This is a genomic window from Azoarcus sp. CIB (assembly GCF_001190925.1).
GTDB lineage: Bacteria > Pseudomonadota > Gammaproteobacteria > Burkholderiales > Rhodocyclaceae > Aromatoleum.
Map to the genome: position 1 here is coordinate 4,253,100 of NZ_CP011072.1, position 22,507 is coordinate 4,275,606.

General features: G+C 62.4%; 23 protein-coding genes. 7 read left to right on the forward strand and 16 right to left on the reverse strand.

Annotated elements, in window-relative coordinates; translation table 11 throughout:
* Positions 1-53 precede the first annotated feature (53 nt).
* Genes accB through AzCIB_RS19045 form a run of 5 tightly spaced genes read left to right on the forward strand, consistent with a single transcriptional unit; the run spans position 54 to position 4,292 of the window.
* A complete protein-coding gene (accB, locus tag AzCIB_RS19025; protein WP_050417339.1) occupies positions 54-503 on the forward strand; it encodes an acetyl-CoA carboxylase biotin carboxyl carrier protein in 450 nt (149 codons plus the stop codon).
* Positions 504-513: 10 nt separating this feature from the next.
* Entirely contained in the window at positions 514-1,875 is a 1,362-nt protein-coding gene (gene accC / locus AzCIB_RS19030) for an acetyl-CoA carboxylase biotin carboxylase subunit (protein ID WP_050417340.1), read from the forward strand.
* A 19-nt stretch (positions 1,876-1,894) separates the two neighbouring features.
* Entirely contained in the window at positions 1,895-2,803 is a 909-nt protein-coding gene (gene prmA / locus AzCIB_RS19035; protein ID WP_050417341.1) for a 50S ribosomal protein L11 methyltransferase, read from the forward strand.
* Positions 2,803-3,879 (forward strand): zinc-ribbon and DUF3426 domain-containing protein, encoded by a 1,077-nt coding sequence (locus AzCIB_RS24740; protein WP_050417342.1) that lies wholly within the window; start codon positions 2,803-2,805, stop codon positions 3,877-3,879. Before prmA ends, AzCIB_RS24740 begins: the two co-directional genes overlap by 1 nt.
* 20 nt (positions 3,880-3,899) lie before the next feature.
* Complete coding sequence (locus tag AzCIB_RS19045; RefSeq protein WP_050417343.1) at positions 3,900-4,292, forward strand: diacylglycerol kinase; 393 nt, start codon at positions 3,900-3,902, stop codon at positions 4,290-4,292.
* A 36-nt stretch (positions 4,293-4,328) separates the two neighbouring features.
* Here AzCIB_RS19045 and AzCIB_RS19050 read toward each other — a convergent pair whose 3' ends face one another.
* From AzCIB_RS19050 to AzCIB_RS19060, 3 genes are read right to left on the reverse strand one after another with little or no spacing between them, the layout of a single operon-like run.
* A complete protein-coding gene (locus AzCIB_RS19050; protein ID WP_232299270.1) occupies positions 4,329-4,760 on the reverse strand; it encodes an outer membrane lipoprotein in 432 nt (143 codons plus the stop codon).
* 38 nt (positions 4,761-4,798) lie between these two features.
* Positions 4,799-5,734: a carbohydrate kinase family protein gene (locus AzCIB_RS19055; protein ID WP_050417345.1), complete on the reverse strand. Its 936-nt coding sequence runs from the start codon at positions 5,732-5,734 to the stop codon at positions 4,799-4,801.
* A 55-nt stretch (positions 5,735-5,789) separates the two neighbouring features.
* The gene (locus AzCIB_RS19060; RefSeq protein ID WP_050417346.1) at positions 5,790-6,200 is read right to left on the reverse strand and encodes an HIT family protein; all 411 of its coding nucleotides are present in this window, start codon (positions 6,198-6,200) and stop codon (positions 5,790-5,792) included.
* A 118-nt stretch (positions 6,201-6,318) separates the two neighbouring features.
* On the opposite strand from AzCIB_RS19060, the gene AzCIB_RS19065 reads away from it, so the two are divergent.
* Complete coding sequence (locus tag AzCIB_RS19065) at positions 6,319-7,077, forward strand: GNAT family N-acetyltransferase (RefSeq protein ID WP_050417347.1); 759 nt, start codon at positions 6,319-6,321, stop codon at positions 7,075-7,077.
* Positions 7,078-7,172: 95 nt separating this feature from the next.
* Positions 7,173-7,964 (forward strand): lysophospholipid acyltransferase family protein, encoded by a 792-nt coding sequence (locus tag AzCIB_RS19070; protein WP_083447074.1) that lies wholly within the window; start codon positions 7,173-7,175, stop codon positions 7,962-7,964.
* Here AzCIB_RS19070 and vapC read toward each other — a convergent pair.
* The 13 genes from vapC to AzCIB_RS19130 form a co-directional block, all read right to left on the reverse strand.
* Positions 7,918-8,313, reverse strand: coding sequence for a type II toxin-antitoxin system VapC family toxin (gene vapC / locus AzCIB_RS19075; RefSeq protein WP_050417348.1), 396 nt, complete (start codon positions 8,311-8,313; stop codon positions 7,918-7,920). The two genes, AzCIB_RS19070 and vapC, sit on opposite strands and share 47 nt — an antisense overlap.
* Positions 8,313-8,522, reverse strand: a complete 210-nt coding sequence (locus tag AzCIB_RS19080; protein ID WP_050417349.1) for a type II toxin-antitoxin system VapB family antitoxin — start codon at positions 8,520-8,522, stop codon at positions 8,313-8,315. The genes vapC and AzCIB_RS19080 overlap by 1 nt, the downstream gene beginning before the upstream one ends.
* A 70-nt stretch (positions 8,523-8,592) precedes the next feature.
* Complete coding sequence (locus AzCIB_RS19085; RefSeq protein WP_050417350.1) at positions 8,593-9,390, reverse strand: symmetrical bis(5'-nucleosyl)-tetraphosphatase; 798 nt, start codon at positions 9,388-9,390, stop codon at positions 8,593-8,595.
* A 128-nt stretch (positions 9,391-9,518) separates the two neighbouring features.
* Complete coding sequence (locus tag AzCIB_RS19090; RefSeq protein ID WP_232299271.1) at positions 9,519-11,375, reverse strand: polysaccharide biosynthesis protein; 1,857 nt, start codon at positions 11,373-11,375, stop codon at positions 9,519-9,521.
* Between the two features lie 175 nt (positions 11,376-11,550).
* A complete protein-coding gene (locus AzCIB_RS19095) occupies positions 11,551-12,585 on the reverse strand; it encodes an MraY family glycosyltransferase (RefSeq protein WP_050417352.1) in 1,035 nt (344 codons plus the stop codon).
* A complete protein-coding gene (locus AzCIB_RS19100; RefSeq protein WP_050417353.1) occupies positions 12,582-13,526 on the reverse strand; it encodes an NAD-dependent epimerase/dehydratase family protein in 945 nt (314 codons plus the stop codon). The genes AzCIB_RS19095 and AzCIB_RS19100 overlap by 4 nt, the downstream gene beginning before the upstream one ends.
* A gap of 268 nt (positions 13,527-13,794) precedes the next feature.
* A complete protein-coding gene (locus tag AzCIB_RS19105) occupies positions 13,795-14,919 on the reverse strand; it encodes a glycosyltransferase (RefSeq protein WP_050417354.1) in 1,125 nt (374 codons plus the stop codon).
* A gap of 21 nt (positions 14,920-14,940) precedes the next feature.
* Entirely contained in the window at positions 14,941-16,083 is a 1,143-nt protein-coding gene (locus tag AzCIB_RS19110; protein ID WP_050418456.1) for a glycosyltransferase family 4 protein, read from the reverse strand.
* Positions 16,080-16,973 carry a GDP-mannose 4,6-dehydratase gene (locus tag AzCIB_RS19115; protein WP_050417355.1) on the reverse strand — a complete coding sequence of 298 codons (894 nt, stop codon included), beginning with the start codon at positions 16,971-16,973 and terminating at the stop codon, positions 16,080-16,082. Before AzCIB_RS19115 ends, AzCIB_RS19110 begins: the two co-directional genes overlap by 4 nt.
* A gap of 11 nt (positions 16,974-16,984) precedes the next feature.
* Complete coding sequence (gene gmd / locus AzCIB_RS19120; RefSeq protein ID WP_050418457.1) at positions 16,985-18,019, reverse strand: GDP-mannose 4,6-dehydratase; 1,035 nt, start codon at positions 18,017-18,019, stop codon at positions 16,985-16,987.
* An 86-nt stretch (positions 18,020-18,105) separates the two neighbouring features.
* The gene (locus AzCIB_RS23915) at positions 18,106-19,083 is read right to left on the reverse strand and encodes a flippase-like domain-containing protein (RefSeq protein WP_083447075.1); all 978 of its coding nucleotides are present in this window, start codon (positions 19,081-19,083) and stop codon (positions 18,106-18,108) included.
* Positions 19,084-19,129: 46 nt separating this feature from the next.
* Positions 19,130-21,076, reverse strand: a complete 1,947-nt coding sequence (locus AzCIB_RS24310; RefSeq protein ID WP_157058532.1) for a DUF7024 domain-containing protein — start codon at positions 21,074-21,076, stop codon at positions 19,130-19,132.
* Between the two features lie 98 nt (positions 21,077-21,174).
* On the reverse strand, positions 21,175-22,506 hold the full coding sequence (locus tag AzCIB_RS19130; RefSeq protein ID WP_050417357.1) for an NAD(P)/FAD-dependent oxidoreductase: 1,332 nt from the start codon (positions 22,504-22,506) through the stop codon (positions 21,175-21,177).
* Position 22,507 lies beyond the last annotated feature (1 nt).

A 22,507-nucleotide genomic window follows, 5' to 3' on the forward strand; every position in this document is an offset into this window, starting at 1 on the left:
ACACAAAACCACTCTGGCGGCCCAGCAAGGCGCCGCATTGTCCGGAGAACAGCATGGATCTGCGCAAGCTGAAGAAACTGATCGACCTCGTCCAGGAATCGGGCATTTCCGAACTGGAGGTTACTGAGGGCGAAGAGAAGGTACGCATCGCCAAACACATCGCCGCCCCCGCGGCTCCCGCCTATCTGGCCGCTGCGCCCATGGCCGCTCCGGCTGTGGTCCCCGCGAACGATGTGGTCGTGGCGCCAGCGGCCAACGCCCTACCCGACGGCAACGTCGTCAAGTCGCCGATGGTCGGCACCTTCTACCGCGCGAGCGCGCCGGGCGCGAAGCCGCTGGCAGACGTCGGCCAGAGCGTCGCCATCGGCGACCGCCTGTGCATCATCGAAGCGATGAAGCTCATGAACGAGATCGAGTCGGAGTTCACCGGCACGATCAAGGCGATCCTGGTCGAGAACGGCCAGCCGGTCGAGTACGGCCAGCCGCTGTTCGTCATCGCCTGATCGGCACGCCATGTTCGATAAGATCCTGATCGCGAACCGCGGCGAGATTGCGCTGAGGGTGCTGCGCGCCTGCCGCGAGCTCGGCATCCGCACCGTCGCCGTGCACTCGGTCGCGGACACCGAGGCCAAGTACGTGAAGCTCGCCGACGAGTCGGTGTGCATCGGCCCCGCCGCCTCGGCGCTGAGCTACCTCAACGTGCCGGCCATCATCTCGGCGGCGGAAGTCACCGACGCCGAAGCGATCCACCCCGGCTACGGCTTCCTGTCGGAGAACGCCGACTTCGCCGAGCGCGTCGAACAGTCCGGCTTCGCGTTCATCGGCCCGCGCGCCGAAACGATCCGCCTGATGGGCGACAAGGTCAGCGCGAAGGATGCGATGAAGGCCGCTGGCGTGCCCTGCGTGCCGGGTTCCGACGGGGCCCTGCCGGAAGACCCCAAGGAGATCGTCAAGATCGCGCGCGCGGTCGGCTATCCGGTGATCATCAAGGCAGCCGGCGGCGGCGGCGGACGCGGCATGCGCGTGGTGCACACGGAAGCTGCGCTGCTCAACGCCGTGCAGACGACCCGCGCCGAAGCGCAGGCGGCATTCGGCAACCCGGTCGTGTACATGGAGAAGTTCCTCGAGAACCCGCGCCATGTAGAGATCCAGGTTCTTGCCGACGCTCACGGCAACGCGGTGTATCTGGGCGAACGCGACTGCTCGATGCAGCGCCGCCACCAGAAGGTCATCGAGGAGGCGCCCGCGCCCGGCATCGACCGCAAGGCCATTGCCAAGGTCGGCGAGCGTTGCGCCGAAGCCTGCCGCAAGATCGGCTATCGTGGCGCCGGCACCTTCGAATTCCTGTACGAAAACGGCGAGTTCTTCTTCATCGAGATGAACACGCGCGTGCAGGTCGAGCACCCGGTCACCGAACTGATCACCGGCATCGACATCGTGCAGGCCCAGATCCGCATCGCGGCAAACGAAAAGCTGTGGTTCGGCCAGAAGGACATCGTCTTCCGCGGTCACGCGGTCGAGTGCCGGATCAACGCCGAAGATCCGTTCAAATTCACCCCCTGCCCCGGCAAGATCACCAACTGGCACACGCCGGGCGGCCCGGGCATCCGCGTCGATTCGCACGTCTACAACGGCTACACCATCCCGCAGCACTACGACTCGATGATCGGCAAGCTGATCGCCTACGGCGACACGCGCGAGCAGGCGATCCGCCGCATGCGCATCGCGCTGTCGGAGATGGTCGTCGAGGGCATCAAGACCAACGTGCCGCTGCACCAGGAACTCATGCTCGACGCGCGCTTCATCGAAGGCGGCACCAGCATCCATTACCTGGAGCACAAGCTGGCCGACCGCAACGAAGTCAAGAAAAGCTGACGAGCCGGAGCCGCCGCTCATGTGGATTTCCGTGACCCTGCAGGCCGAGGCGAAGAAGGCCGAGGCCTTGTCCGAGGCGCTGATGGAGGCGGGCGCGCTCTCCATCAGCATCGACGACGCCGACGCCGGCACCGATGCCGAGAAGCCGCAGTTCGGCGAACCGGGCCATCACCCGGAGGGCCTCTGGGACCACAGTCGCGTGATCGCCCTGTTCGCCGCCGACGCCGATCTCACGGTCGCCCTGGCGCGGGCGGCTGCCGACGCGGGCTTCGACGCGGTGCCGCCCTTCACGCTCGAAGATGTCGCGGAACAGAACTGGGTACAACTCACGCAAAGCCAGTTCGACCCGATCCGCATCACCGACCGGATGTGGATCGTACCTTCCTGGCACACCGCCCCCGATCCGGCCGCCATCAACATCGAGCTCGACCCCGGCATGGCCTTCGGCACGGGCTCGCACCCGACCACGCGCCTGTGCCTCGAGTGGCTGTGCGACACGGTCACGTCGGGCGCCGCCGTGCTCGATTACGGCTGTGGCTCGGGCATCCTCGGCATTGCCGCGGCAAAGCTGGGCGCTGCCGATGTGCTGGGCGTCGACATCGACGACAAGGCACTCGAGGCCGCGCACGACAATGCGGAGCGCAACGGCGTGACGATGCGCCTGCAGCATTCGCGCGAAGCGCTCGACGTGCAGTTCGACATCGTCGTCGCCAACATCCTCACCAACCCGCTGTGCGTGCTCGCGCCCCTGCTGGCCGCGCGCGTGGCGCCCGGCGGACGGATCGCGCTGTCGGGCGTACTCGACACCCAGACCGATCAGGTCATCGCCGCCTACGCCCCCTTCATCGCACTGCGCGTCGGCACGACCCATGAGGGCTGGGCGCGACTGGAAGGCACCCGGCCCGCCACCGGGGCCGGCAACGACTGATGCTCGCCCGCTGCCCGGCCTGCCACACGGTATTCCGGGTGCGGAGCGAACAGCTGCGCGCACACCACGGGCAAGTGCGCTGCGGCAGCTGCCTGCTCCCGTTCGACGCACTGGACAACCTTATCGAGGACGCAACCTCACCTGCAGCACCCAAGGCGCCCGAACCAGCACCGGACCGCTCCGATCGCTTCTTCGTACTCGAAGACAAGGCGGCGGACACGTTCTCCGACGAGCTCGATTTCGAATTGCCCGACGCGCTCGTCCCGCAGCGCGCCGCGCAACGCGAGGCAAACGTTGCGCGACAGGAACCTGAGGAACGCACGCCCGAGCCGGAGCACCGGAGCGAAGAAGACACCGACACGCCCGCTCACCGGTCATGGCGGGATAACGACGATCTGTCGCAGCAGGAACCTGCAGAGGAATACGCGCCCGACACCCTGATGCCCGGCCCTGCGTCGCCTGACCGGCTCGAGCCGGGTTTCGTGACGCCACCACGCGTCGACGAGGATTCGCATGCCGAAGAACCCGCGCCTGCGCTCACCGAACCACCGACGGATACCGAAGACGAGTTCGCAGACTACGCACCGCCTGCGCCCCCTCCTGCCCGCCACGGCCTCACCGGCCTTGCCATCGGCCTGCTGAGCGGGATGCTCGCGGCGCAGTTGCTCTATCTTTTCCGCGCCGACCTCGCACGGGACTGGCCATCCCTGCGACCAGTGCTGGTAAATGCATGCCAAGCCCTGGGCTGCACGGTCGAACTGCCGCACATCGCCGGCCTGATCAGCGTCGAATCCTCGGACTTGCAATCCGAGCCCGGCAAGGCGGCCAACCTCGTCCTGAACGCAACGATCCGCAACCGCGCGCCCCATCCGCTGGCGTGGCCGCACCTCGAACTGACCCTGACCGACGCCCGGGATCGCCCTCTCGTGCGGCGCGTACTCACGCCGCAGGACTGGTTTCCGGACGCAGATCTCGAACAGGGATTCGCCGCCGGACGCGACATCGCCGTCACCTTGCCCTTTTCGGCAGACGGACTGGGCGCGTCCGGATACCGGATCTACGCCTTCTACCCCTGACACTCACGCGACGCCACCCCATGACCCAGCCGCACCACGAGCATCACGAAAGCCCGTTCAAGGGCAAGACCGGACTCACCCGCCTGTTCAACGCCCTGCGCTACTCGTTCGACGGCCTGAGCGCAGCCTTCCGGCACGAGGACGCCTTCCGCCAGGAGTGCATCCTCGCCGCCATTCTCATCCCGCTCGCGCTGTTCATGCCCGTAACCGGGGCGGGCAAGGCCCTGCTCATCGGCAGCGTGCTCTTCGTGATGATTGTGGAGCTGATCAATTCGGCGATCGAGGCGACGGTCGACCGGGTTTCGCTCGAACGCCACCTGCTGGCCAAGCGGGCGAAGGACATCGGCAGCGCCGCCGTCCTGCTTGCGCTCGTCAATCTTGCCTGCGTTTGGGGACTGGTCCTGCTGGGCTGATCGGAGCCTGAACTCCCAATCAGCCCGGGGCCAGGCTCAGCGCGTCACGCGCGTGGTCGATCCGTCGCGCACGATGCGGACCGAATCGCCGGACCGGAAATCCTCGCCCTTGTCGTCCTGAACGACCGCCATGAGCTGATTGTTCTCGAGCCGGACGGTGACCTCCACGCCCTGAGAGCGCGTCGCGCCCTCCTCGATCGCCGAACCGGCAAGGCCGCCTGCGACCGCACCGATCACCGTCGCGATCGCCGCACCACGCCCTTCGCCGATGCCACTGCCCGCAATGCCGCCGATCGCCGCCCCCCCGAGTGCGCCGATCGGGGTCTTGGTGCCCTCGAGTTTCACGTAGCGAACCGATTCGACCACACCGTACTGCACCGTCATTGCCCGGCGTGCTTCGCCGCGCGAGTAGGTCTCGCCGCCCAGCCCGGTCGCGCAACCACCCAGCCCGAGTCCCAGCACCGACATGGCAAATGCCGCTGTAACGGCACACTGCCTCGCACCCATCACCATAATGCCTCTCCAAATTCCTTCGCATAACGCGCGGCGATCGCGTCGCGATCCGGCGCGTGATTCTGCCCGCCGCGACTGGCGATCTTGATCGATCCCATCAGGGACGCCAAGCGCCCGGTCCGCGTCCAATCGTAAGCTTCTGCAATCCCGTACAGCAGACCCGCCCGGTAGGCATCGCCACATCCGGTCGGATCGACCACTTCATCGGTCGGCACGCACGGAATCTCGATGCAACGTCCTTCCGCATAGATGCGCGAGCCTTCGGGTCCCAGCGTGACAACCAGCGCCTCGACGCTTTCCGCCAACTGTTCGATCGTACGCCCGGTCCGCTCGCACAGCAGGCGCGCTTCGTAATCATTGACCGTGCAATAGGTAGCCTGGTTCAGGCAATGCAGCAGCTCCTCGCCCGAGAACAACGGCAACCCCTGGCCCGGATCGAACACGAAGGGGATTCCCGCGTCGGCGAACTGCGCGACATGGTTCAGCATGCCGTCGCGGCCGTCCGGCGAGACGATACCGAGCTTCACGCCGTTCGCGTCCTGGATCCGATTGAGGTGCGAGTAGTTCATCGCTCCGGGGTGAAAGGCCGTGATCTGGTTGTCGTCGAGATCGGTGGTGATGAAGGCCTGTGCGGTGAAGCTGTCCGGTACGTGCTTCACGTGATCCTGGCGCAGCCCGAGCCGCTGCAGGCGCAGGCGGTAGGGCTCCGCGTCGTCCCCCACGGTCGCCATGATCAGCGGTTCCGCGCCCAACAGTTTCAGGTTGTAGGCGATGTTCCCGGCGCACCCGCCGAATTCGCGCCGCATGTCCGGCACGAGAAACGACACGTTCAGGATGTGGATTTGCTCGGGAAGGATGTGGCGCTTGAAACGATCGTGGAACACCATGATCGTGTCGTAAGCCATGGAGCCGCAGACGAGGATGGACATTCAATAACCCGGAGGAAGGATAATCCCGCCATTATAGGGCGCCGCAGCATTGCCCCTACAGCGCCGCCCGCAGCTTCGCCGCCATCTCCTCGAGCGCCTCGCGCGGAGGATTCTTCGCCGGCCACGCCAGCGCCATGCCGTCGCCCTCCCAGCGCGGCACGACGTGAATGTGGAAGTGGAACACGGTCTGGGCCCCCGCCTTCTCGTTCGCCTGCAGCAGCGTCACCCCTTCGCAGCCGACGACCGCCTTCACCGCACGCGCCATGCGGGCCGCGGTGCGGAAAGCGGCACCCGCCAGCTCGTCGTCGAGTTCATAGATATTCGCACGGTGCGGCTTGACGACCACCAGCATGTGGCCGGGATTCACCGACTGCAGATCCATGAACACCAGCGTCGACTCGTCCTCGAACACCCTGGAGGCGGGCAGCTCCCCCTTCACGATGCGGCAGAACACACAGTTTTCCATTGACTCTCCCCAAACGGACGGAACTCGATTTCGTCACCCCATCGTAACGCCCTCGTCATGGCACCGCAACGCAGCATTTCGACAATGCGGGGAACACGCCAGAACAAGGATGAAAGCCATGCTTCAGAAACAGGCGCACACCGCGGAACGCCGCACCCGTAATCTGCACGTCGGGCTCGCAGGCTGCGAAACCGAGATCCTCGAAGCGCAGAAGCTGCGCTACCGCGTATTCGCCGACGAAATGGGCGCCCGCCTGCCGAGCCGCACGCCGGGCGTCGACCGCGACATCTACGACCCCTACTGCGAGCACCTGATCGTGCGCGACGAGGGTGCCGGGCGCATTGTCGGCACCTATCGCATCCTGTCGCCCGCTGCCGCGCGCAAGGTCGGCGGCTACTACTCCGAAAACGAATTCGACCTCACGCGCCTGCAGCACTTGCGCAACCGCATCGTCGAGATCGGCCGCTCGTGCATCGACGCCGACTACCGCAGCGGCGCCGTCATCACGCTGCTGTGGGCCGGCCTTGCCCGCTACATGCGGGAAAACGGCTACGACTACCTGATCGGCTGCGCCTCCGTCAGCATGGCCGACGGCGGACACACTGCCGCCAGCCTGTACAATCGCCTGAAGGACGAGCACGGCGCACCGCTCGAGTACCGCGTCTTCCCGCGCTGCCCCCTGCCCCTCGAGCACCTGCGCAAGGACCTGCCGGGCGACGCGCCGCCGCTCGTCAAGGGCTACCTGCGCGCCGGCGCGTGGATCTGCGGCGAACCGGCCTGGGACCCCGACTTCAACACCGCCGACCTGCCCATCCTGCTGTCGATGAACCGACTCGACGGACGTTACGCCAAGCACTTCATGGAACGCCAAGACTGAAAACGCACGCCACTCAACCGCAGCCCTGCCCACCCGCGCCACGCTGGCTGCGGGCGTGGCGCTACCTGCGCCTCGCACTGCACGTTGCGCAAGGGTTGCTCACGGTTCTCGCCGTCTATCGGCTGACCGATGAAGCGACGCACCGCAACCTGCGCCGCCGCTGGTCGCAAAAGCTGCTTGCCATACTCGGCGTCGAACTGCGGGTGGCCGGCCAGGCGATCCAGCCCGGCTGCATGCTGGTCGCCAACCACATTTCGTGGCTGGACATCTTCGTCATCAACGCCCTCGCGCCCTCGGCCTTCGTGTCCAAGGCTGAGGTGCGCGGCTGGCCGTTGATCGGCTGCCTCGCAGCCAGGAACGAAACCGTCTTCCTGCGCCGCGGCAGCCGCGGTCACGCGAAAATCATCAACGCGGAGATCGCCGCCCGGCTCGATGCCGGACGCAATGTCGCGGTCTTCCCTGAAGGCACCACCACCGACGGCAGCCACGTCCTGCACTTCCACGCCGCGCTGCTGCAGCCGGCGATCGAATGCGGTCACGCTATCCAGCCGGTAGCCCTTTCATACCACGCCCCTGACGGCACCTTCAGCCGCGCCCCGGCCTACGATGGAGACGTCAGCCTCGGCCAGAGCCTCGCAGCGATCATCGCAGAACCGCGATTCATCGCGCGAGTGGTTGTAATAGATCCCCTATCGACCACGAAAGACACGTCGCGCCGCGAAATTGCGCGGAGGGCGCACGACGCAATCGTCAGCACGATCGGGCGGGAGGACACTGAATTCACGAACGCATCCTCACCCGTCGACGACTACCCTCATGAACCGAAGGCAGCAAATTCGATCAGGGCTCAAACAACTGTAGAGGCAGGCACTGCGCAATTGCCTTGAAATCGCGATCCTTGGTGAGCAGAGGAATGCCATCCCGCAGGCACAACTGAGCAATCAGGCAATCTATCGTCGAACGGATGGTGAAGCCCCGTAGGCGACAAACGCGGTAAATCCGCGCGGCCTCGGCGTAATCCGCCCTCGTGGGATCGGCGATCTCCTCGAATGCGCCCAGCAGATCCGCGATGCGCGCCGCCTCCGCGTCGTCCCTGAGCCCGAGCAAAATCTCCGTAAGCACAATGCCCGGAACAGCGATCGACTCCCCCTCGGCGATGGCATCGGCCAATCGCATTGACGCACGGGAGTCGTACCCATTGAAGAAGTCGATCCAGACCGACGTATCCACCAACATTATCGGTCTGCGCCCGCGCGCGGCGAGCGCAAATCGTCAAGATTCCCGCGCCAGTCGACCTTCCCCCGCAAGGCGAGCAACTCCCTTCGCTTGAGCGTTCTTGCGAATTCGAACAAGGCTGCATTGATCGCCGCTTTCTTCGTCGGGAAATGCCCAAGTTGAACGACTTGGGTCAAAAGCTGATCGTCGAGCTCTACATGAGTTCTCATGGGACTAATCGTTACAGATTCGTGTGCATGAATTATACAACATCACGCACCAACGACCAGAACGCAGAGTCTACGCCTGAACCTGGAAGACCTGGCCGTCCTCGAGGCGCACCGCCGTCAGCTTGCCGCCCCACACGCAACCGGAATCGAGCGCGATGAGGCCCGGCGTCCGGTAGAAGCCCAGCGCCGACCAATGGCCGCAGACGATCGTATGGGTCGTGCTCAGGCGCCCGGGTGCCGTAAACCACGGCATCGTGCCGGCCGGCGCGCGCATCGGCGAACCCTTCGCCTGCAATGCCATGCGCCCGTCAGCGCTGCAGAAGCGCATGCGAGTGAGCGCATTGACGACGACCCGATGGCGCTCCAACCCGGTCAGGTTCTCCGACCAAGCATCCGGCTCGTTGCCTCCGAGATGCTTGAGCAAGTCCTGCGCATCCGGACCAACCAGTGCGGCACTCACATCCTCCGCGAGTTCCGCCGCCCGTGCCACGCTCCACTGTGGCAGCAGCCCCGCATGCACCATCGCGAAATCGCCCTCGACATGCATCAGCGGCAAGGTCGCGACCCACGCCAGCAACTCGTCACGGTCCGGCGCCTCCAGCACCTGGAACAGGGTGTCATCGTCGTCCAGCCTCTTGTGTCCTGCCGCGACCATCAGGAGATAGAGATCGTGGTTCCCCAGCACGATCGTCGCCGCCTCGCCCAGACCCGAAAGGAAGCGGAGCGTCTGCACCGACTCGGGGCCGCGATTCACCATGTCGCCCACGACCCACAGGCGATCCTCCTTCGGGTCGAAAGCGATCCGCTCCAGCAGACGCTGAAGCACTGAATAACAACCCTGGATGTCACCTACCGCGAAACTGGCCATGAAAATCGGGTGCGCTACAAGAAATCCGTCGCGAAATTCTATCGCGTCGGAGCTGCTTCAGTCGCGAATCACCGCCGATTCCCCTGTAGGGGCAGCTTCAGCCGCTCCCACACAATTAACTCGCTCCGTCAGGCCTTGCTGCCCGCGCGCACGAAGCCCCGTTCTCCCTCGACCACACGCAAGGCCGGGCGCCCACCCATCGGAACATACTCGGGCACCCAGCGCAGCAGTCCGCGGCGCACCTCGTCGTCGGTAAACGTCCCGTTCTGCATCAGCCAAGTATTCAGCTCGGCAAGCAGCGACGCCACTGCCGGACGAGCACGGGCGATGCGCAGTTTCGGATGGGGCGTCTCGCGCGTTTCCTCCGTGTCGGCAAGCAGCTCCTCGTACAGCTTCTCGCCCGGACGCAGGCCGGTGAACTCGATGCGGATCTCGTCTTCGGAGAAACCCGACAAGCGGATCATGTTGCGAGCCAGATCGACGATCTTTACGGGCTGCCCCATATCCATAACGAATATTTCGCCACCCTGCCCCATCGACGCTGCCTGCAACACCAACTGCGCCGCCTCGGGAATCGACATGAAGTAACGGTTGATCTCCGGATGCGTCACCGTCACCGGCCCGCCACGCGCGATCTGCTCCTGGAACTTCGGAATCACGCTGCCCGTGCTACCAAGCACATTGCCGAAACGCACCATTTCGAACTGCGTCGAATCGCTTCGGTCCTGCAGCGCCTGACAGAGCAGCTCGGCGAGCCGCTTGCTTGCCCCCATGACGTTGGTCGGGTTCACTGCCTTGTCGGTGGAAATCAACACGAAGCGCTCGGCGGCATGACGCTGGGCAGCCTCGGCCACGCGCAAAGTGCCTAGCACGTTGTTGCGCACAGCCTGCCACGCGTTACCAACCTCCATCAAGGGCACATGCTTGTACGCGGCCGCGTGGAACACGACCTGAGGCCGCCATGCGGCGAACACCTCATCGAGGCGCGCTGCATCCTTCACGTCACCCGCGAGTGGAACGACCGCGAGTTCGGGGCAATTCTGCGCAAACCACTGCTCTATCGTGTACAGGGCAAATTCGTTCTGCTCGAATAGCACCACGCGTGCCGGAGTAAAGCGCGACAACTGGCGGCACAGCTCACTTCCGATCGACCCGCCCGCCCCCGTCACGAGCACAACCTTGCCGTGCAGCATGGCCTCGACGTGCGGCGTGTCGATCCACACCGGCTCGCGCCCGAGCAGGTCCTCGATATCCACGCGCCGGATCGACGCCACCGCCACCCGGCCGCCCATCACGTCCTCGAGCCCCGGCACGGTGAACACCTTCGCTCCGGACCGGACTGACAGATCGGTCGCGTGGCGGCGCACACGCGTCGCGGCCGAAGGCATCGCCAGGATCACATGCTGAACACGTTCACTCGCGAGAATCTCCGGCAATTCCTCGACGGACCCCAGCACAGGCAATCCGAGAAGCTCTCGCCCCCACTTGCTCTCGTCGTCATCGACTAGACCGATCACCCTCCAATCCGCGCTGCGCTGGAGCTCACGCACCAGCATCGCGCCCCCGCGCCCCGCGCCGACGATCACCACAGGTTTGCCCTTTGCTACCAAACCACCGTAGAGCCGATGCTCCTTCCACATGCGGTATGCGGCACGCCCCCCAGCCATGATCACGGCAAGGAGGATCGGATAGAGCAAGAGCGTCGAGCGGGGAACAACCGGCTGCGCACGATACAGCGCAACAAAAGCCCAGACAGCTAGAGAGGAAATCGCAACTGCACGCAACACGCGAGCGAGGTCCGGCAGGCTGGCGAATACCCACATGCCGCGGTAGAGGCCGGCCCGACGACAGACGATGCCATGAACCGGCAGCAGAACCAGCAATCCCAGACCGATCTGCGCCCCGTATTCCGCAGGCCACTCGAAGTTGAACCGCAAGAGATACGTGCCGACCCAGGCAGCGCACGCGGCGACGAGGTCGAACAACAGGACAAGGGCGGAACGGCTCAACCACTTCATACTGACCGGTTCCTCGGGGGCAAGATGCTCGCAGAAGTTTGCGCCGATGGCATTCTACTCGGATCTCAATGGATATTCTGCAACGCAACATTTCGCCACAAGAAGGCTGCTCACATTGAGCAAACCTTCGGATCGTTGCGCCTCACGCCGCGCAGCCTTCCTCTTCTCCCGCACGCAGGGCAACGGCGAGGAGAAACAGAGGAGCATATGCTATGGCAATCCCAGGCAAGCCCCCAACATGGCCTGCACCGACGGCGAGAGCAAGCGGAAGCAGCCAGAACAGATTGGTTGCGCAAATGAAAAGGGTCACCGGAAGGTGGCGCCCGAACCGTCGCGCTGCGTGCTGATACGCATGGCTGCGATGTGCTTCGTAGATGCGCCGCCCCTGCACCAGTCGGCGCAAGAGCGTCCACGTTGCATCGACGACAAACACGCCGAGGAGAATCAGCCAGCCCCACAACAGCTCCGGCGAGATCCACCCGGCATGCAAGGACAGCACGCCGAGCACGATACCGAGGAAACCGCTACCCGCATCCCCCATGAAAATCTTCGCAGGCGGGAAGTTCCAGCAAAGGAATCCCGTCACCGCCGCCGCCAGCGCCAGCGGCACCATTGCCAGCACCATCTGGCCGGACAGCGCGTACAACGCTGCCCCGCCAACGCACACGCAAATCGCCTCGACGCCGGCGATCCCGTCGATGCCGTCCATGAAGTTGTACAGGTTCAGCACCCACACGAGATACACCGCCGCTAGCACGGCCCCGGCCCAACCCGTCGCCACCGTGCCACCGAACACCGACAGCGGCGGGCTTCCGCCCAGCCAAGCGAGTGCCCACGCCGCCCCGGCGAAATGCGCGAGCAGCCGCCACCGCGCCGCCACGTGACCGTGATCGTCGAAAAAACCCACCGCCGCCACCAGCCCGCCAGCCCCCGCCAAGGCCCACAGCAACGAAGCATCGAGAGCCCCGCCCAAAAACAGCACCGGCAGGGCCGCCAGCATTCCCAGTACGATCGCCACCCCTCCCCCGCGCGGGGTCGGCACCTGATGCGAACTGCGCGCATTCGGAACGTCGATGAGGCTGTGCGCGAGCGCATAGCGGCGCAACACGCCCGTCAGCACTGCCGAGCCTCCGCCAACCGCCAGTGCGAGCACAGCGAAATATCCCGGACTGCTCATCTCCGGAACCCCTCTGCCGCCCGCCGCAGCGCTTCATCCACGCCAACTGGCGGTCGCCACCCAAGCAGCCGCTGCGTTTCAGTCATGTCCACCTGCAGATTGCCGCACAAGCGGCGCATCATCACGCCCCGCCCCACCAGGGCGGCCACCCCTTGCAGCAACGGAACCGGCACCGACAGCAACCGTGCGGGCACGTCCATCGCCGCGGCCAGACGGCGCAACAACCCCACGGTCGACAAATCCTCGCCGTCGGACACCAGAAAGGTTTGGTTCGCCGCGGCGGGATGCTCGATGCAGGTCACGATAAGGTCCACCAGATTTTCCAGCGCCACCAGCGAACGCCTATTGCTCACGACGGCTCCCAGCGGCAACGGCACCCCGCGCCGCAGCGCGCGCATCAGGCTCAGGAAGTTGGCCTTCACGCCCGGCCCGTAGACCAAGGGCGGCCGCACGATCACGACCTCCATCCCGGTTTCCGCTGCCAGTGCCCTCAGCCCAGCCTCGGCCTCGGCCTTGGAAATCGCGTACGCGTCCTGCGGAGACGGCAAATCTTCCGCAGCAAAGGCACGCCCCGGCGTCGTCTCCTCGCCATTCACCTTGATCGAGCTGAGAAACACAAAGCGCCGCGCACCCGCTGCCGCTGCCTGCCGGGCGAGGTTCAAGGTCCCATCCACGTTCGCAGCTCGATATGCGTCCAAGGGGTCGGACGCCAAGTCCCGCATCACATGGACGCGCGCAGCGGCATGGACGACGAGACCGCAGCCCTCCAGCAACCCCGACCAATCGCCCCCCCGTTCGAGCGCCGGCCCAGGTACGCAGCCGGCAGCAGGTACCGCGCTACGAACCACGCCCAACACCGGCACCCCCAGGTGACGCAAACGTGCAAGCACCGCGGAACCGACGAAACCGCTACCACCGGTCACAAGCGTGCCAGCCATCATATATCTCGCAACACTTCAGCGACCGGAGTGATCAGGCGGAAGCTTCCACGCCAACACGGGCTCGCGCTGCATGGCATCCAGCAATTCACCGAAGTGGGTCTTCGCCTCGCTGGCGGTCATGACCTTCATAAACTTACCTCGCTATCGCCGGAGCGCACTGTATACATTGCAGTCACAATGCTTCATCCTGCAATTCAGCTCATGCACATGCCTGTGAACATGAGAATCACCACCGCCCCGCCGCTCGGGGCCGCGCATGCTGTGCAAATCAACTGCTTGCCACCTCGCGAAACAGCGCAGCATATTCACGCCCCAAGGCCTCACCGGAAAAAAGCCGCTCGTATCGCATCCGCGCTGCTGCCCCCATGCGGTCGCCAAGCCCATCGTCAACCAACAGCTGGTTCATCGCCTCGGCAAGCGCGCTGGCGCACCCTGGCTCGACGACAAAACCGGTTTCCCCGCCGGCATTGACGAACGATGTCCCCGTCCCGATCTCGCACGAGATCATCGGCCGCCCGAGCATCGCCGCCTCGACCAAAACCATTCCGTACGCTTCGGAACGCAGGTGCGACGGCAGCACGAGTGCTCGACAGCGCCGCAGCAGGGCGACCTTTTCCTCATCCGAAATCTGTCCGGCAAACACAACGTTGCGCGCCCCAGTGGTCGCAACGAGGCTATGCAGGGCTCGCCCCTCCGGTCCCGAGCCTGCGATCACGATCTTCGCCCCAACTCGCCCTGCGGCCTGCACCAGACAGTGCAGCCCCTTGTAATAGCGCAGAACCCCGATGAAGAGGAAGAACGGCTCATCCTCGGCGAGGTGCAACCTGCTGAAAACCGCATCGTCGCCACCCCGTGGATAGGACTGCTCGTCGATTCCGAGCGGAATCACCCGCACCCGATCGCGGATCGCCTCATTCGACAACACCGGACTCGTCAGGGCGTACGCCGGAGCATTCGCCACGATCGCGCCCATACCCTTCAGCGTCCTCCACATCAGGGGCGAATAGAGTTTGCCGATCCACTGCTGTCGCACGATGTCGGAAATGTAGGTCAGGAGCGCCGGCTTCCCGGGGGGCATAGCCCAATGCAGCACATCGGCGAACGGCCACGGAAAAAGGTAATGAATGACGTCTGCTTCGCGGGCGAGCCGACGAAACCGTGCGAACGCTGCCACCCCGCCAAGATCGCAGGATGCCGGCGCCGCCCAGGAGCGCTGACGCACCACCCGCGCCTCGCGCCGCTCAAGCTCCGCAGGAACGGGGTCGCGCGACAAGGTAAAGATCGTATTTTCGATCCCGAAAGGCTGCACCGACAGACAAATCTGTCGGATGGCCTCCTGAAGCCCGCCGGGGGGATCCGGAAAATAGGTGCGATAGACGTGTAGTACCTTCACAAATTCGTCGTCGCAAGAAAGTCAGAACTGGACGGCCGCGCGGTAGGCGGCGACCGTTTCCTGCGCGCACCGCTGCCAGCTGAAGCAGCGTGCCCTCTGCAGCCCTTTCTCGATCGCATCGCGCCGCCAGACTTCGTCCTCGAGACCTCGCGCGATCAACCCGGCCAAGGTATCCACATCCTTCGCCGAACAGGTAGCTGCGGCCTCGCCTACGACCTCCGGCAAGGACGACGAATCCGAACACACGACCGGGACCCCCGAGGCCATCGCCTCCAGCACGGGCAGGCCGAACCCTTCATACAAGGACGGAAACGCGAACAGTCGGGCGCCGGAATAAAGCACCGGAAGATGGTCCGCAGGAACGAAACCGAGATAACGCACCCACCCTTCCGCTTGAGCCTCCCGAATCCGGGCGTGAATTTCCTCGCTACGCCACCCCTCATACCCTACGAGCACGAGCGGCCATTGCCTCAGCACCGACGGGGACAACGCCGCGTAGGCATCGAGCAACGTACTGACATTTTTACGCGGCTCGATCGTACCGGCGTAGAGACAGTAGCGCCCAGGAGCCAGACCATAAAGGTTCAACACCGGAGCCAACTCCTCTGAATCGCGGATATGGAACTCGGAAGCACTAGCCAGCGGCACGGCACGGATGCGCTCGATCGGCCAGGAAAAATAATCTGCGAGTTCCCGTCGAGTGAACTCCGAGTCAGTGATCAGCATACGTGCCCGGGCGAGCGATCGTTCGATCTCGCCCTGCATGTAGCGCACCCTCTCGGGCGGATGACAATGCGCCCATGTATACGGCGAGAGGTCGTGCACGGTCAACACATTGCACCCATCGAACGCCGGAAGATAGAAATTCGGTCCGTGAAAAACGTAAGACTCGAAACCGCGCAAGGTGCGAGCCTTAAGTCGGTGGGCGACAAGCCTGTAAAGGCCGACCGCAACGCGGCTTTTCAGCGCCCTGCGCCGAATGCCGTCTGCCTGCGCACGACCAACGGAGGCCGATGGAAGCTCCGCCCGGAAGCTACTTCCGCCGAAATACCGGAGATCGCTGATCTCCGGCATCCCCTCCAACTGTCGCGCCAATTCGTACGTGTATCGCCCAATGCCGGTGAGCGGATAGCGGATCGGGTCAATCGACAGAATGACCTTCAACGCGCGTCCCCGACGAGCATCCACCGAAGCGTTGCGTCGAGCGGGGGCGTCTCCCATTCGCCAATGACCTGGCGGAGCCTGCCCGGATTTCCACACAAGGTCCGAACCTCGTTGGCCCGGACAAACGCGGGATTCACTTCAACCCGCATCGAATGCCCCGTAATCGCCTCAGCGATCGCGATGACCTCGCGCAGCGAATGGGTGCGGCCTGAACACACGTTGAGCGTTTCGCCGACCGGCCGCTTTTCCAGAAGGCGGCGATAGGCACTTGCCACAGCACGCACGTCCGAAAAATCGCGCCACACATCGAGGTTGCCCAACTCGATCACTTCGGCTTGCCGACGGAAGTGTGCGACGATCTTCGGCAACAGGAAGGATTCCGCCTGCCCCACGCCCGTGTAGTTGAACGGGCGCGCGATCACGATCGGCAATTGGTCCATCCACAAGCGCGCCATCCACTCCATCGCCAGCTTGCTGACCGCGTAGTCGTTCGCCGGATTCGGCGGCGTCGACTCGTTCAGAACACCTTCGGTCGCGTTGCCGTACACGTTCGCGCTGCTCGCGAGCAGCACGCACTCAGGCCGCTGCGCGGCGGCAGCCAGCGCGGCCAGGAGGTTGCGCGTGCCGATCAAGTTGACGCGATAGAAGGCGTCGGCATCGCCGTGGCCCACAAAGGCAATCGCCGCGAGGTGAACCACCGCATCCGGCCGCACTTCCGAGATCACCTCTCGCAGGCCGGCGGCGTCCGCCAGGTCAACGTGCCGATACCGGGCACCGCCGGGTTCGTCGTGCGCGCCCGTGCCCCACACTTCCCAGCCGTGTGCCTCCAACTCCGCGGCAACATATCGGCCGGTAAAGCCCTTGACGCCCGTAATCAGCGCTCGCTTCATCACATGTCCGGTCAGAAGGAGAATCCGCGCTCATTGCGGCGGATGTCCGCCTCGACCATCATCTGACACAACTGCTCCAGCGTCGTCTTGGGCTCCCAACCCAGCTCGCGTTTGGCCTTCTCCGGATTGCCGATCAGTAGCTCCACTTCCGCCGGGCGATAAAACTTCGGATTCACGCGCACCAACGTACGACCCGAAATGCGATCGACGCCGATTTCCCGGTCCTCCTTGCCCTCCCACCGCAACTCGTAACCAGCCGCCTTGCCAGCCATCGTTACGAAATCTCGCACGGTAACGGTGCGATTCGTCGCTAGCACATAGGTATCCGGCGTGTCGGCCTGCAGCATGCGCCACATGCCCTCAACATACTCCTTGGCAAATCCCCAGTCGCGCTTCGCATCGAGGTTCCCAAGCTCCAGCACATCCAGCTTGCCCAGCTTGATCTTCGCAATGCTGTCCGACACCTTGCGAGTAAGGAACTCACGCCCACGCAGTGGCGACTCGTGGTTGAAAAGGATACCGCTCGTACCGAAAATGCCGTAGCTCTCGCGGTAATTTACCGTCATCCAATGCGCATAGAGCTTGGCTACGCCATATGGGCTCCGGGGATAAAACGGTGTCGACTCGACCTGCGGAATCGCCTGAACCTTACCAAACATTTCCGACGTACTGGCCTGATAGAAGCGAATCTGCGGATCGACGATGCGGATAGCCTCGAGCAGATTCACCGGGCCGACCCCCGTTATCTCCGCCGTCGTGATTGGCTGTTCGAACGAAACGCCGACGAAGCTCTGCGCCGCCAAGTTGTAGACCTCGGTCGCCCCGGTGGTCTGAAGAAGGCGAATGCTTGAGGACAAATCAGTGAGATCGTATTCGACAAGATGGAGATTCGGATGATTCTGTATCCCCAGCTCCTCGATACGCCAGAAATTGACCGAGCTCGTCCGCCGGTAAGTCCCGTAGACCCTGTATCCCTTTTCCAGCAAGAGCTCAGCAAGATAAGCGCCATCCTGGCCCGAAATGCCGGTGACGACCGCAGTTTTCATAGACATTGATAACCCATCCACAACAAAGACATCAAGAAAAACGCACCAAAAAGTCCGCAGCGCCGGAGTCCGACGCGCCGTCCCCGCTAGACCTCTTCACCTCCCAGTCCTTTCTCCCTGCATGCACGGGCAGCCACGAATAGCGCGAATACTCCGACGGATACGGAAACCCCGATTGTCGTCACGCGGCTAATCATTGTGACGGCGATTGCCTCTGGAAGAAGAATGCCGGCCGCGGTCAGCCCCAACACCATCACCGACTCCGCGCCACCGACGCCTCCAACGACGCCGGCCAGCGCGGCCCCCAGCATGGACAGCGCGAAGATTCCGACGGCCTGAAGAAACCCGACTTCGTAGCTTTGCGACTGCACGATAATGGAAAGCCCAAAGGCCGAAGCGGACCACGCGCCGAGCCCCAGCAATAGGCCGATTGCCGCACGCCGGGAAAACAATGAATGCCGGACCAGAGCTAAGGCCCCCGACACAAAATGAATGAACCGGAGCAGGCGGGAGGAAGCATCCCTCGTACCTTTGTGCAGACGGTCGAACATCCCCGTGCGAAGCACGAGCACGAAAGTCACAAGCATTGCAGTTGCCGGCACAAAAACATATACGCCACCGAAGTCACTGACGTACAGCGTGCCGATCGCCGCCATTGCCAACACTGCGATCAGGTCGAGCGCTCGCTCGCACACGAACAATGAAAAATTCACCTCATGTGAAACTCCGCACCTCTTTAGCAAGACCCCGCGGAAGACCTCACCCAACTTGCCCGGAGAAATCGAAAACGCGAAGCCTGAGAGATAAACCCATATGAGTCTTCCAATACCTACCCCCTTCCGGCCACACCCCAGAAGCACAAACCATCGCACGAATCGTAATGCCAAATTTGTAAGAGACAGGAGTAGTAGCGCCACCGCACCCGAAAAACCGACTCTGTAACATGCATCCAAGATGGCCCCTACCCCACCCAAAATCAAAACGGCGGCGTAAAGAACCACGACAGCACACAGTGCGAACAAGCTCCTGGCTGCGACACTTGATCCGTTCGTCATCGCCATCATTTTTGAAACCAGCTCCGCTTGTCATGCGCGCCTAACCGAGACACACTCACGACTCGCTCACTATCGAAATACTCTTAATCGCTACCCCAAGCCTCCTCGGATCTGCACCTCGGCCAATTTCTTGGGGAGCAACCGCTCCAGGAATATCAAAATCCACTGTGACAACCCTATCAGTACCGAAGTCCACGTTGCCAATATCGAGAACAACATCGCTAGGACCACCGCTCAATTCAACGGTTTTCCGCGCCGAGTTATTAACCACAATCGTCACCCGCTGCGCCGTGGAGTTCCCAACATACGCCGAGGCGAAAATAATACGAAGGTACTTAACGCGTCCGGAAAGCCTATCGGGTAGAACACACGAAAACCGAGCGACACTCTGATCAGACCAACGCCCAAATGACTCCGGAAGGCTAAAGCCATCGACAGAAGCGAGCAACGAGTTTCCTGATTCTGAAAAGTCAATAAAATCCCGACATAGCCGTCCTTGCGCAATAGCGCACTGAGCATCCACGACCATCAAACCTGCGGCAAGCCTGGACTTTACACACTCTTGGCTCCGAAGGCCGCTGTCTTCATCGGTAATAACATAGCGTAACTTTGAGCCATCTTTCGGAAGCGCTCCCTGATAGAAAATCGAATGCGCATCGCCATCTCGAGGGTGATGAAGGGGAGCTATTGTCATCAGATAGTCATCTACTCGACGCGTCCGCCCCCCAAGAAAAACATCACTTCTCCCATCGCCGGGCAATGGATTCTCGGCGTGAAAGCCCCGTGTAACGGACTCAACTTCTGACAGTCGCTTTACGTTTGCAACCGACCCACCCGGCGACACTACTAAGACCCCGCACACAAGAATTACGGCCGGAAAAACAAACCGGACGCCACCGCAAAGCGCCTTCACTACGGCACGCCACCTCTCCACGAAGCTAGGCGCAAACCACTTCACCACCTTTGGAACAAAAAGAGCAAGCAAGAGCACCGCCGCAGTATTTAGCCCAAACCCGTACTTCTTGCACGCATACTCGGAGCCCTGACCAAAGAAAAAGCTAACACGTTGAAGCAAGAAGAGTCCCGCAACAACCAGTCCGTAGGCAGAGACGATTCGAATCGCAGGGTATGCCCTCGTCCGCGCAGCGTCTCTGAGCGACATCACTAAACCAATAACAGAAAGAGCGATGACGACCACACATAGTGCAGTCATACTATTTAGCGTAGGAGTGAATTTAAGGTGCATCCCCCCGTTATGCGCAGCTATCACTTTCATTGCTGCGAAACTTGGGTGCATAATCAACGCCGTTCCTGCCGCAATGAGAATTAAAACGCCAAACAACGGGATCGCCCTGCGTGCCGGTTTAATAATAAACAAATCCGTCACAAAATAAATGACCAAAATCCCCAGCAACTCCATAGCCGGCAAGAGGTGAATACCGGCAGACAATACCCCGAAGATCGCCAGCACTACATAACCGGCCAAGGGCGAACCATATTTATCATTACCCCACGCATGTACAACTAGCGCAAGAAATACAACAGCCTGGCCGACCACCTGAGAGAAAAAATAGTTTTCAACGATTTCGTACCCATGAATTTCAAGCCCCATCCTGCCGGCGATGGCCAGCATGGCGACTGCAAAAATGAGGCTCGCAGGAAGATCAACATCATCCTGGCGTAGCAGGATCGCCGAAATGAAGTACCAGAGCAGAACGAACGCGATGACACCGACAAGATGCATCCCCAGCAAAGGCGAATTTACAAGAATACCCACGATTGCCGCGGCAACATGCGCGTAGCGCGGGTATTGGTTCATTTCGCCGAGCGACGGATCGACACCCAACGGCATTGCCCAGAATTCAGAGAGACGGGCCACCAAAGCATAGTGATGCGCGAAATCGACGCTCGTCGACCAAAGCTGCGGGGCTGCCGTGAGAATCATCGCAGCGATTGTTACTGCGGTAAGCCAACGCTGCGCAATGTCACTGGAGTTTTTCATTGGTTAGCTCTTGCCGCAAGTACTGCCATAACCCAATAGTCCATCACCGACCATCATCCGACCGCACCTCTGTGGCAACTTACGAAACCCGGAACGCATTACTTTCCCGCTGACGTACTGTTTTCAATGCACATTTGCTCGGCTATCTGCCGCCCCTCACGGATTGCGTAGTTTGTTCCGCGGTCCTCCGGGTAGATCTGTGCCATCGTCGAAATATAGGCGTTCTCAAACGGCGTCTCGCGGCCGGGCACATAGGTTGAGAATCCGCGCTCGGTGACCGGCTGCGCGTACTCGGCTCGCCAGACCTTGTGCTCCACGATCCAGGACCGATCGAGGTCCGGGAACATCCTCTTGAGGTGCTCGAGCGCGAACTCCACGTATTGCTCATCGCTGTAACCCCAGACAGGGTCTTCCACCGCGAGGTATCGCGACAGGAAGGCAATGTGGGTCCCCTTGTAATTTTCCGGCGAATCGAAATTGGTGTGCTCGATGACCCCGACAAAAGGAAATCCCGGGTCATTCACATTCAACCAATACGTGCTTGACAGGCTGCGATTCATCCGCAGGACAAGACACATGTTGCCGAGATAGCGGACACGCCGAACGCGGGCGAGCCAGTCGGAATCTGCCGCCCTTTCGAACATGTCGGCGATGATCGGGAACGCCGGAGTGAACAGGAACTGTTTCCCATTGACTACGCCGCTGTCCGTCTGCAACGCAGTGACGCGCTTGCCTTCGGTCTTGACGTCGAGCACCTTCTCGCCGAGGCTAACCTCACCGCCCAAGGCCCGTATCTGGGTCACCATCGCCTCTGCGAGACGCCCGAAGCCACCTTTGAAATACGCGAGTTGCTCGCCGCCCTTGCTGTCGCGGGTACTCCCGCGAAGGACGAGTTTTTTCCAGAACCAGACCGCGTTGACGGATTCGGAGTACAGCGAGAACTTCGACGTGATCAGAGGTTCCCACACGACCTTGAAGACGCGCTTTCCGCAGAGCGGCTCGAGCCATTCGCGGATGCTGAGATGCTCGATGGTACGCCAGTCCTTCACGCGTCGCACCTGGAAAACGAGCAGACCGAGCCGGATTCGGTCTATCAAGGAAAGAGCCTTGAAACGGAGCAGGTCAAGCGGCGTGGAAAGCTTCCACATTCTGCCGTTGTAGTACATCCCGGTGCGGGACGGTAGCGTGAGAACGTCGCCGTCCATGCCGAGCTCCCTGACCAACTCCGGGACGAACTCGTCGTTATTGAACCAATGGTGATAGAACTTTTCGATCTTAACGCCGTCGGAAAATTCGAAGGTGCCGGCGAGTCCGCCCGGGCAGCTGTCGGCCTCGATCACCCGGACCTTGCGGCCTTTCTTTGCCAGCAGGTAGGCTGCCGTTAGACCGGTGAAACCACCCCCGACGATAACGTCATCGTATTGCGTCATA

Excerpts from the sequence above, each read along its gene's own strand:
- accB (WP_050417339.1), top strand. The coding sequence starts at position 54 with ATGGATCTGCGCAAGCTGAAGAAACTGATCGACCTCGTCCAGGAATCG.
- accC (WP_050417340.1), top strand. The coding sequence starts at position 514 with ATGTTCGATAAGATCCTGATCGCGAACCGCGGCGAGATTGCGCTGAGG.
- prmA (WP_050417341.1), top strand. The coding sequence starts at position 1,895 with ATGTGGATTTCCGTGACCCTGCAGGCCGAGGCGAAGAAGGCCGAGGCC.
- AzCIB_RS24740 (WP_050417342.1), top strand. The coding sequence starts at position 2,803 with ATGCTCGCCCGCTGCCCGGCCTGCCACACGGTATTCCGGGTGCGGAGC.
- AzCIB_RS19045 (WP_050417343.1), top strand. The coding sequence starts at position 3,900 with ATGACCCAGCCGCACCACGAGCATCACGAAAGCCCGTTCAAGGGCAAG.
- AzCIB_RS19050 (WP_232299270.1), bottom strand. The coding sequence starts at position 4,760 with ATGTCGGTGCTGGGACTCGGGCTGGGTGGTTGCGCGACCGGGCTGGGC.
- AzCIB_RS19055 (WP_050417345.1), bottom strand. The coding sequence starts at position 5,734 with ATGTCCATCCTCGTCTGCGGCTCCATGGCTTACGACACGATCATGGTG.
- AzCIB_RS19060 (WP_050417346.1), bottom strand. The coding sequence starts at position 6,200 with ATGGAAAACTGTGTGTTCTGCCGCATCGTGAAGGGGGAGCTGCCCGCC.
- AzCIB_RS19065 (WP_050417347.1), top strand. The coding sequence starts at position 6,319 with ATGCTTCAGAAACAGGCGCACACCGCGGAACGCCGCACCCGTAATCTG.
- vapC (WP_050417348.1), bottom strand. The coding sequence starts at position 8,313 with ATGTTGGTGGATACGTCGGTCTGGATCGACTTCTTCAATGGGTACGAC.
- AzCIB_RS19080 (WP_050417349.1), bottom strand. The coding sequence starts at position 8,522 with ATGAGAACTCATGTAGAGCTCGACGATCAGCTTTTGACCCAAGTCGTT.
- AzCIB_RS19085 (WP_050417350.1), bottom strand. The coding sequence starts at position 9,390 with ATGGCCAGTTTCGCGGTAGGTGACATCCAGGGTTGTTATTCAGTGCTT.
- AzCIB_RS19095 (WP_050417352.1), bottom strand. The coding sequence starts at position 12,585 with ATGAGCAGTCCGGGATATTTCGCTGTGCTCGCACTGGCGGTTGGCGGA.
- AzCIB_RS19100 (WP_050417353.1), bottom strand. The coding sequence starts at position 13,526 with ATGATGGCTGGCACGCTTGTGACCGGTGGTAGCGGTTTCGTCGGTTCC.
- AzCIB_RS19115 (WP_050417355.1), bottom strand. The coding sequence starts at position 16,973 with ATGAAGCGAGCGCTGATTACGGGCGTCAAGGGCTTTACCGGCCGATAT.
- gmd (WP_050418457.1), bottom strand. The coding sequence starts at position 18,019 with ATGAAAACTGCGGTCGTCACCGGCATTTCGGGCCAGGATGGCGCTTAT.
- AzCIB_RS23915 (WP_083447075.1), bottom strand. The coding sequence starts at position 19,083 with ATGATGGCGATGACGAACGGATCAAGTGTCGCAGCCAGGAGCTTGTTC.
- AzCIB_RS24310 (WP_157058532.1), bottom strand. The coding sequence starts at position 21,076 with ATGAAAAACTCCAGTGACATTGCGCAGCGTTGGCTTACCGCAGTAACA.
- AzCIB_RS19130 (WP_050417357.1), bottom strand. The coding sequence starts at position 22,506 with ATGACGCAATACGATGACGTTATCGTCGGGGGTGGTTTCACCGGTCTA.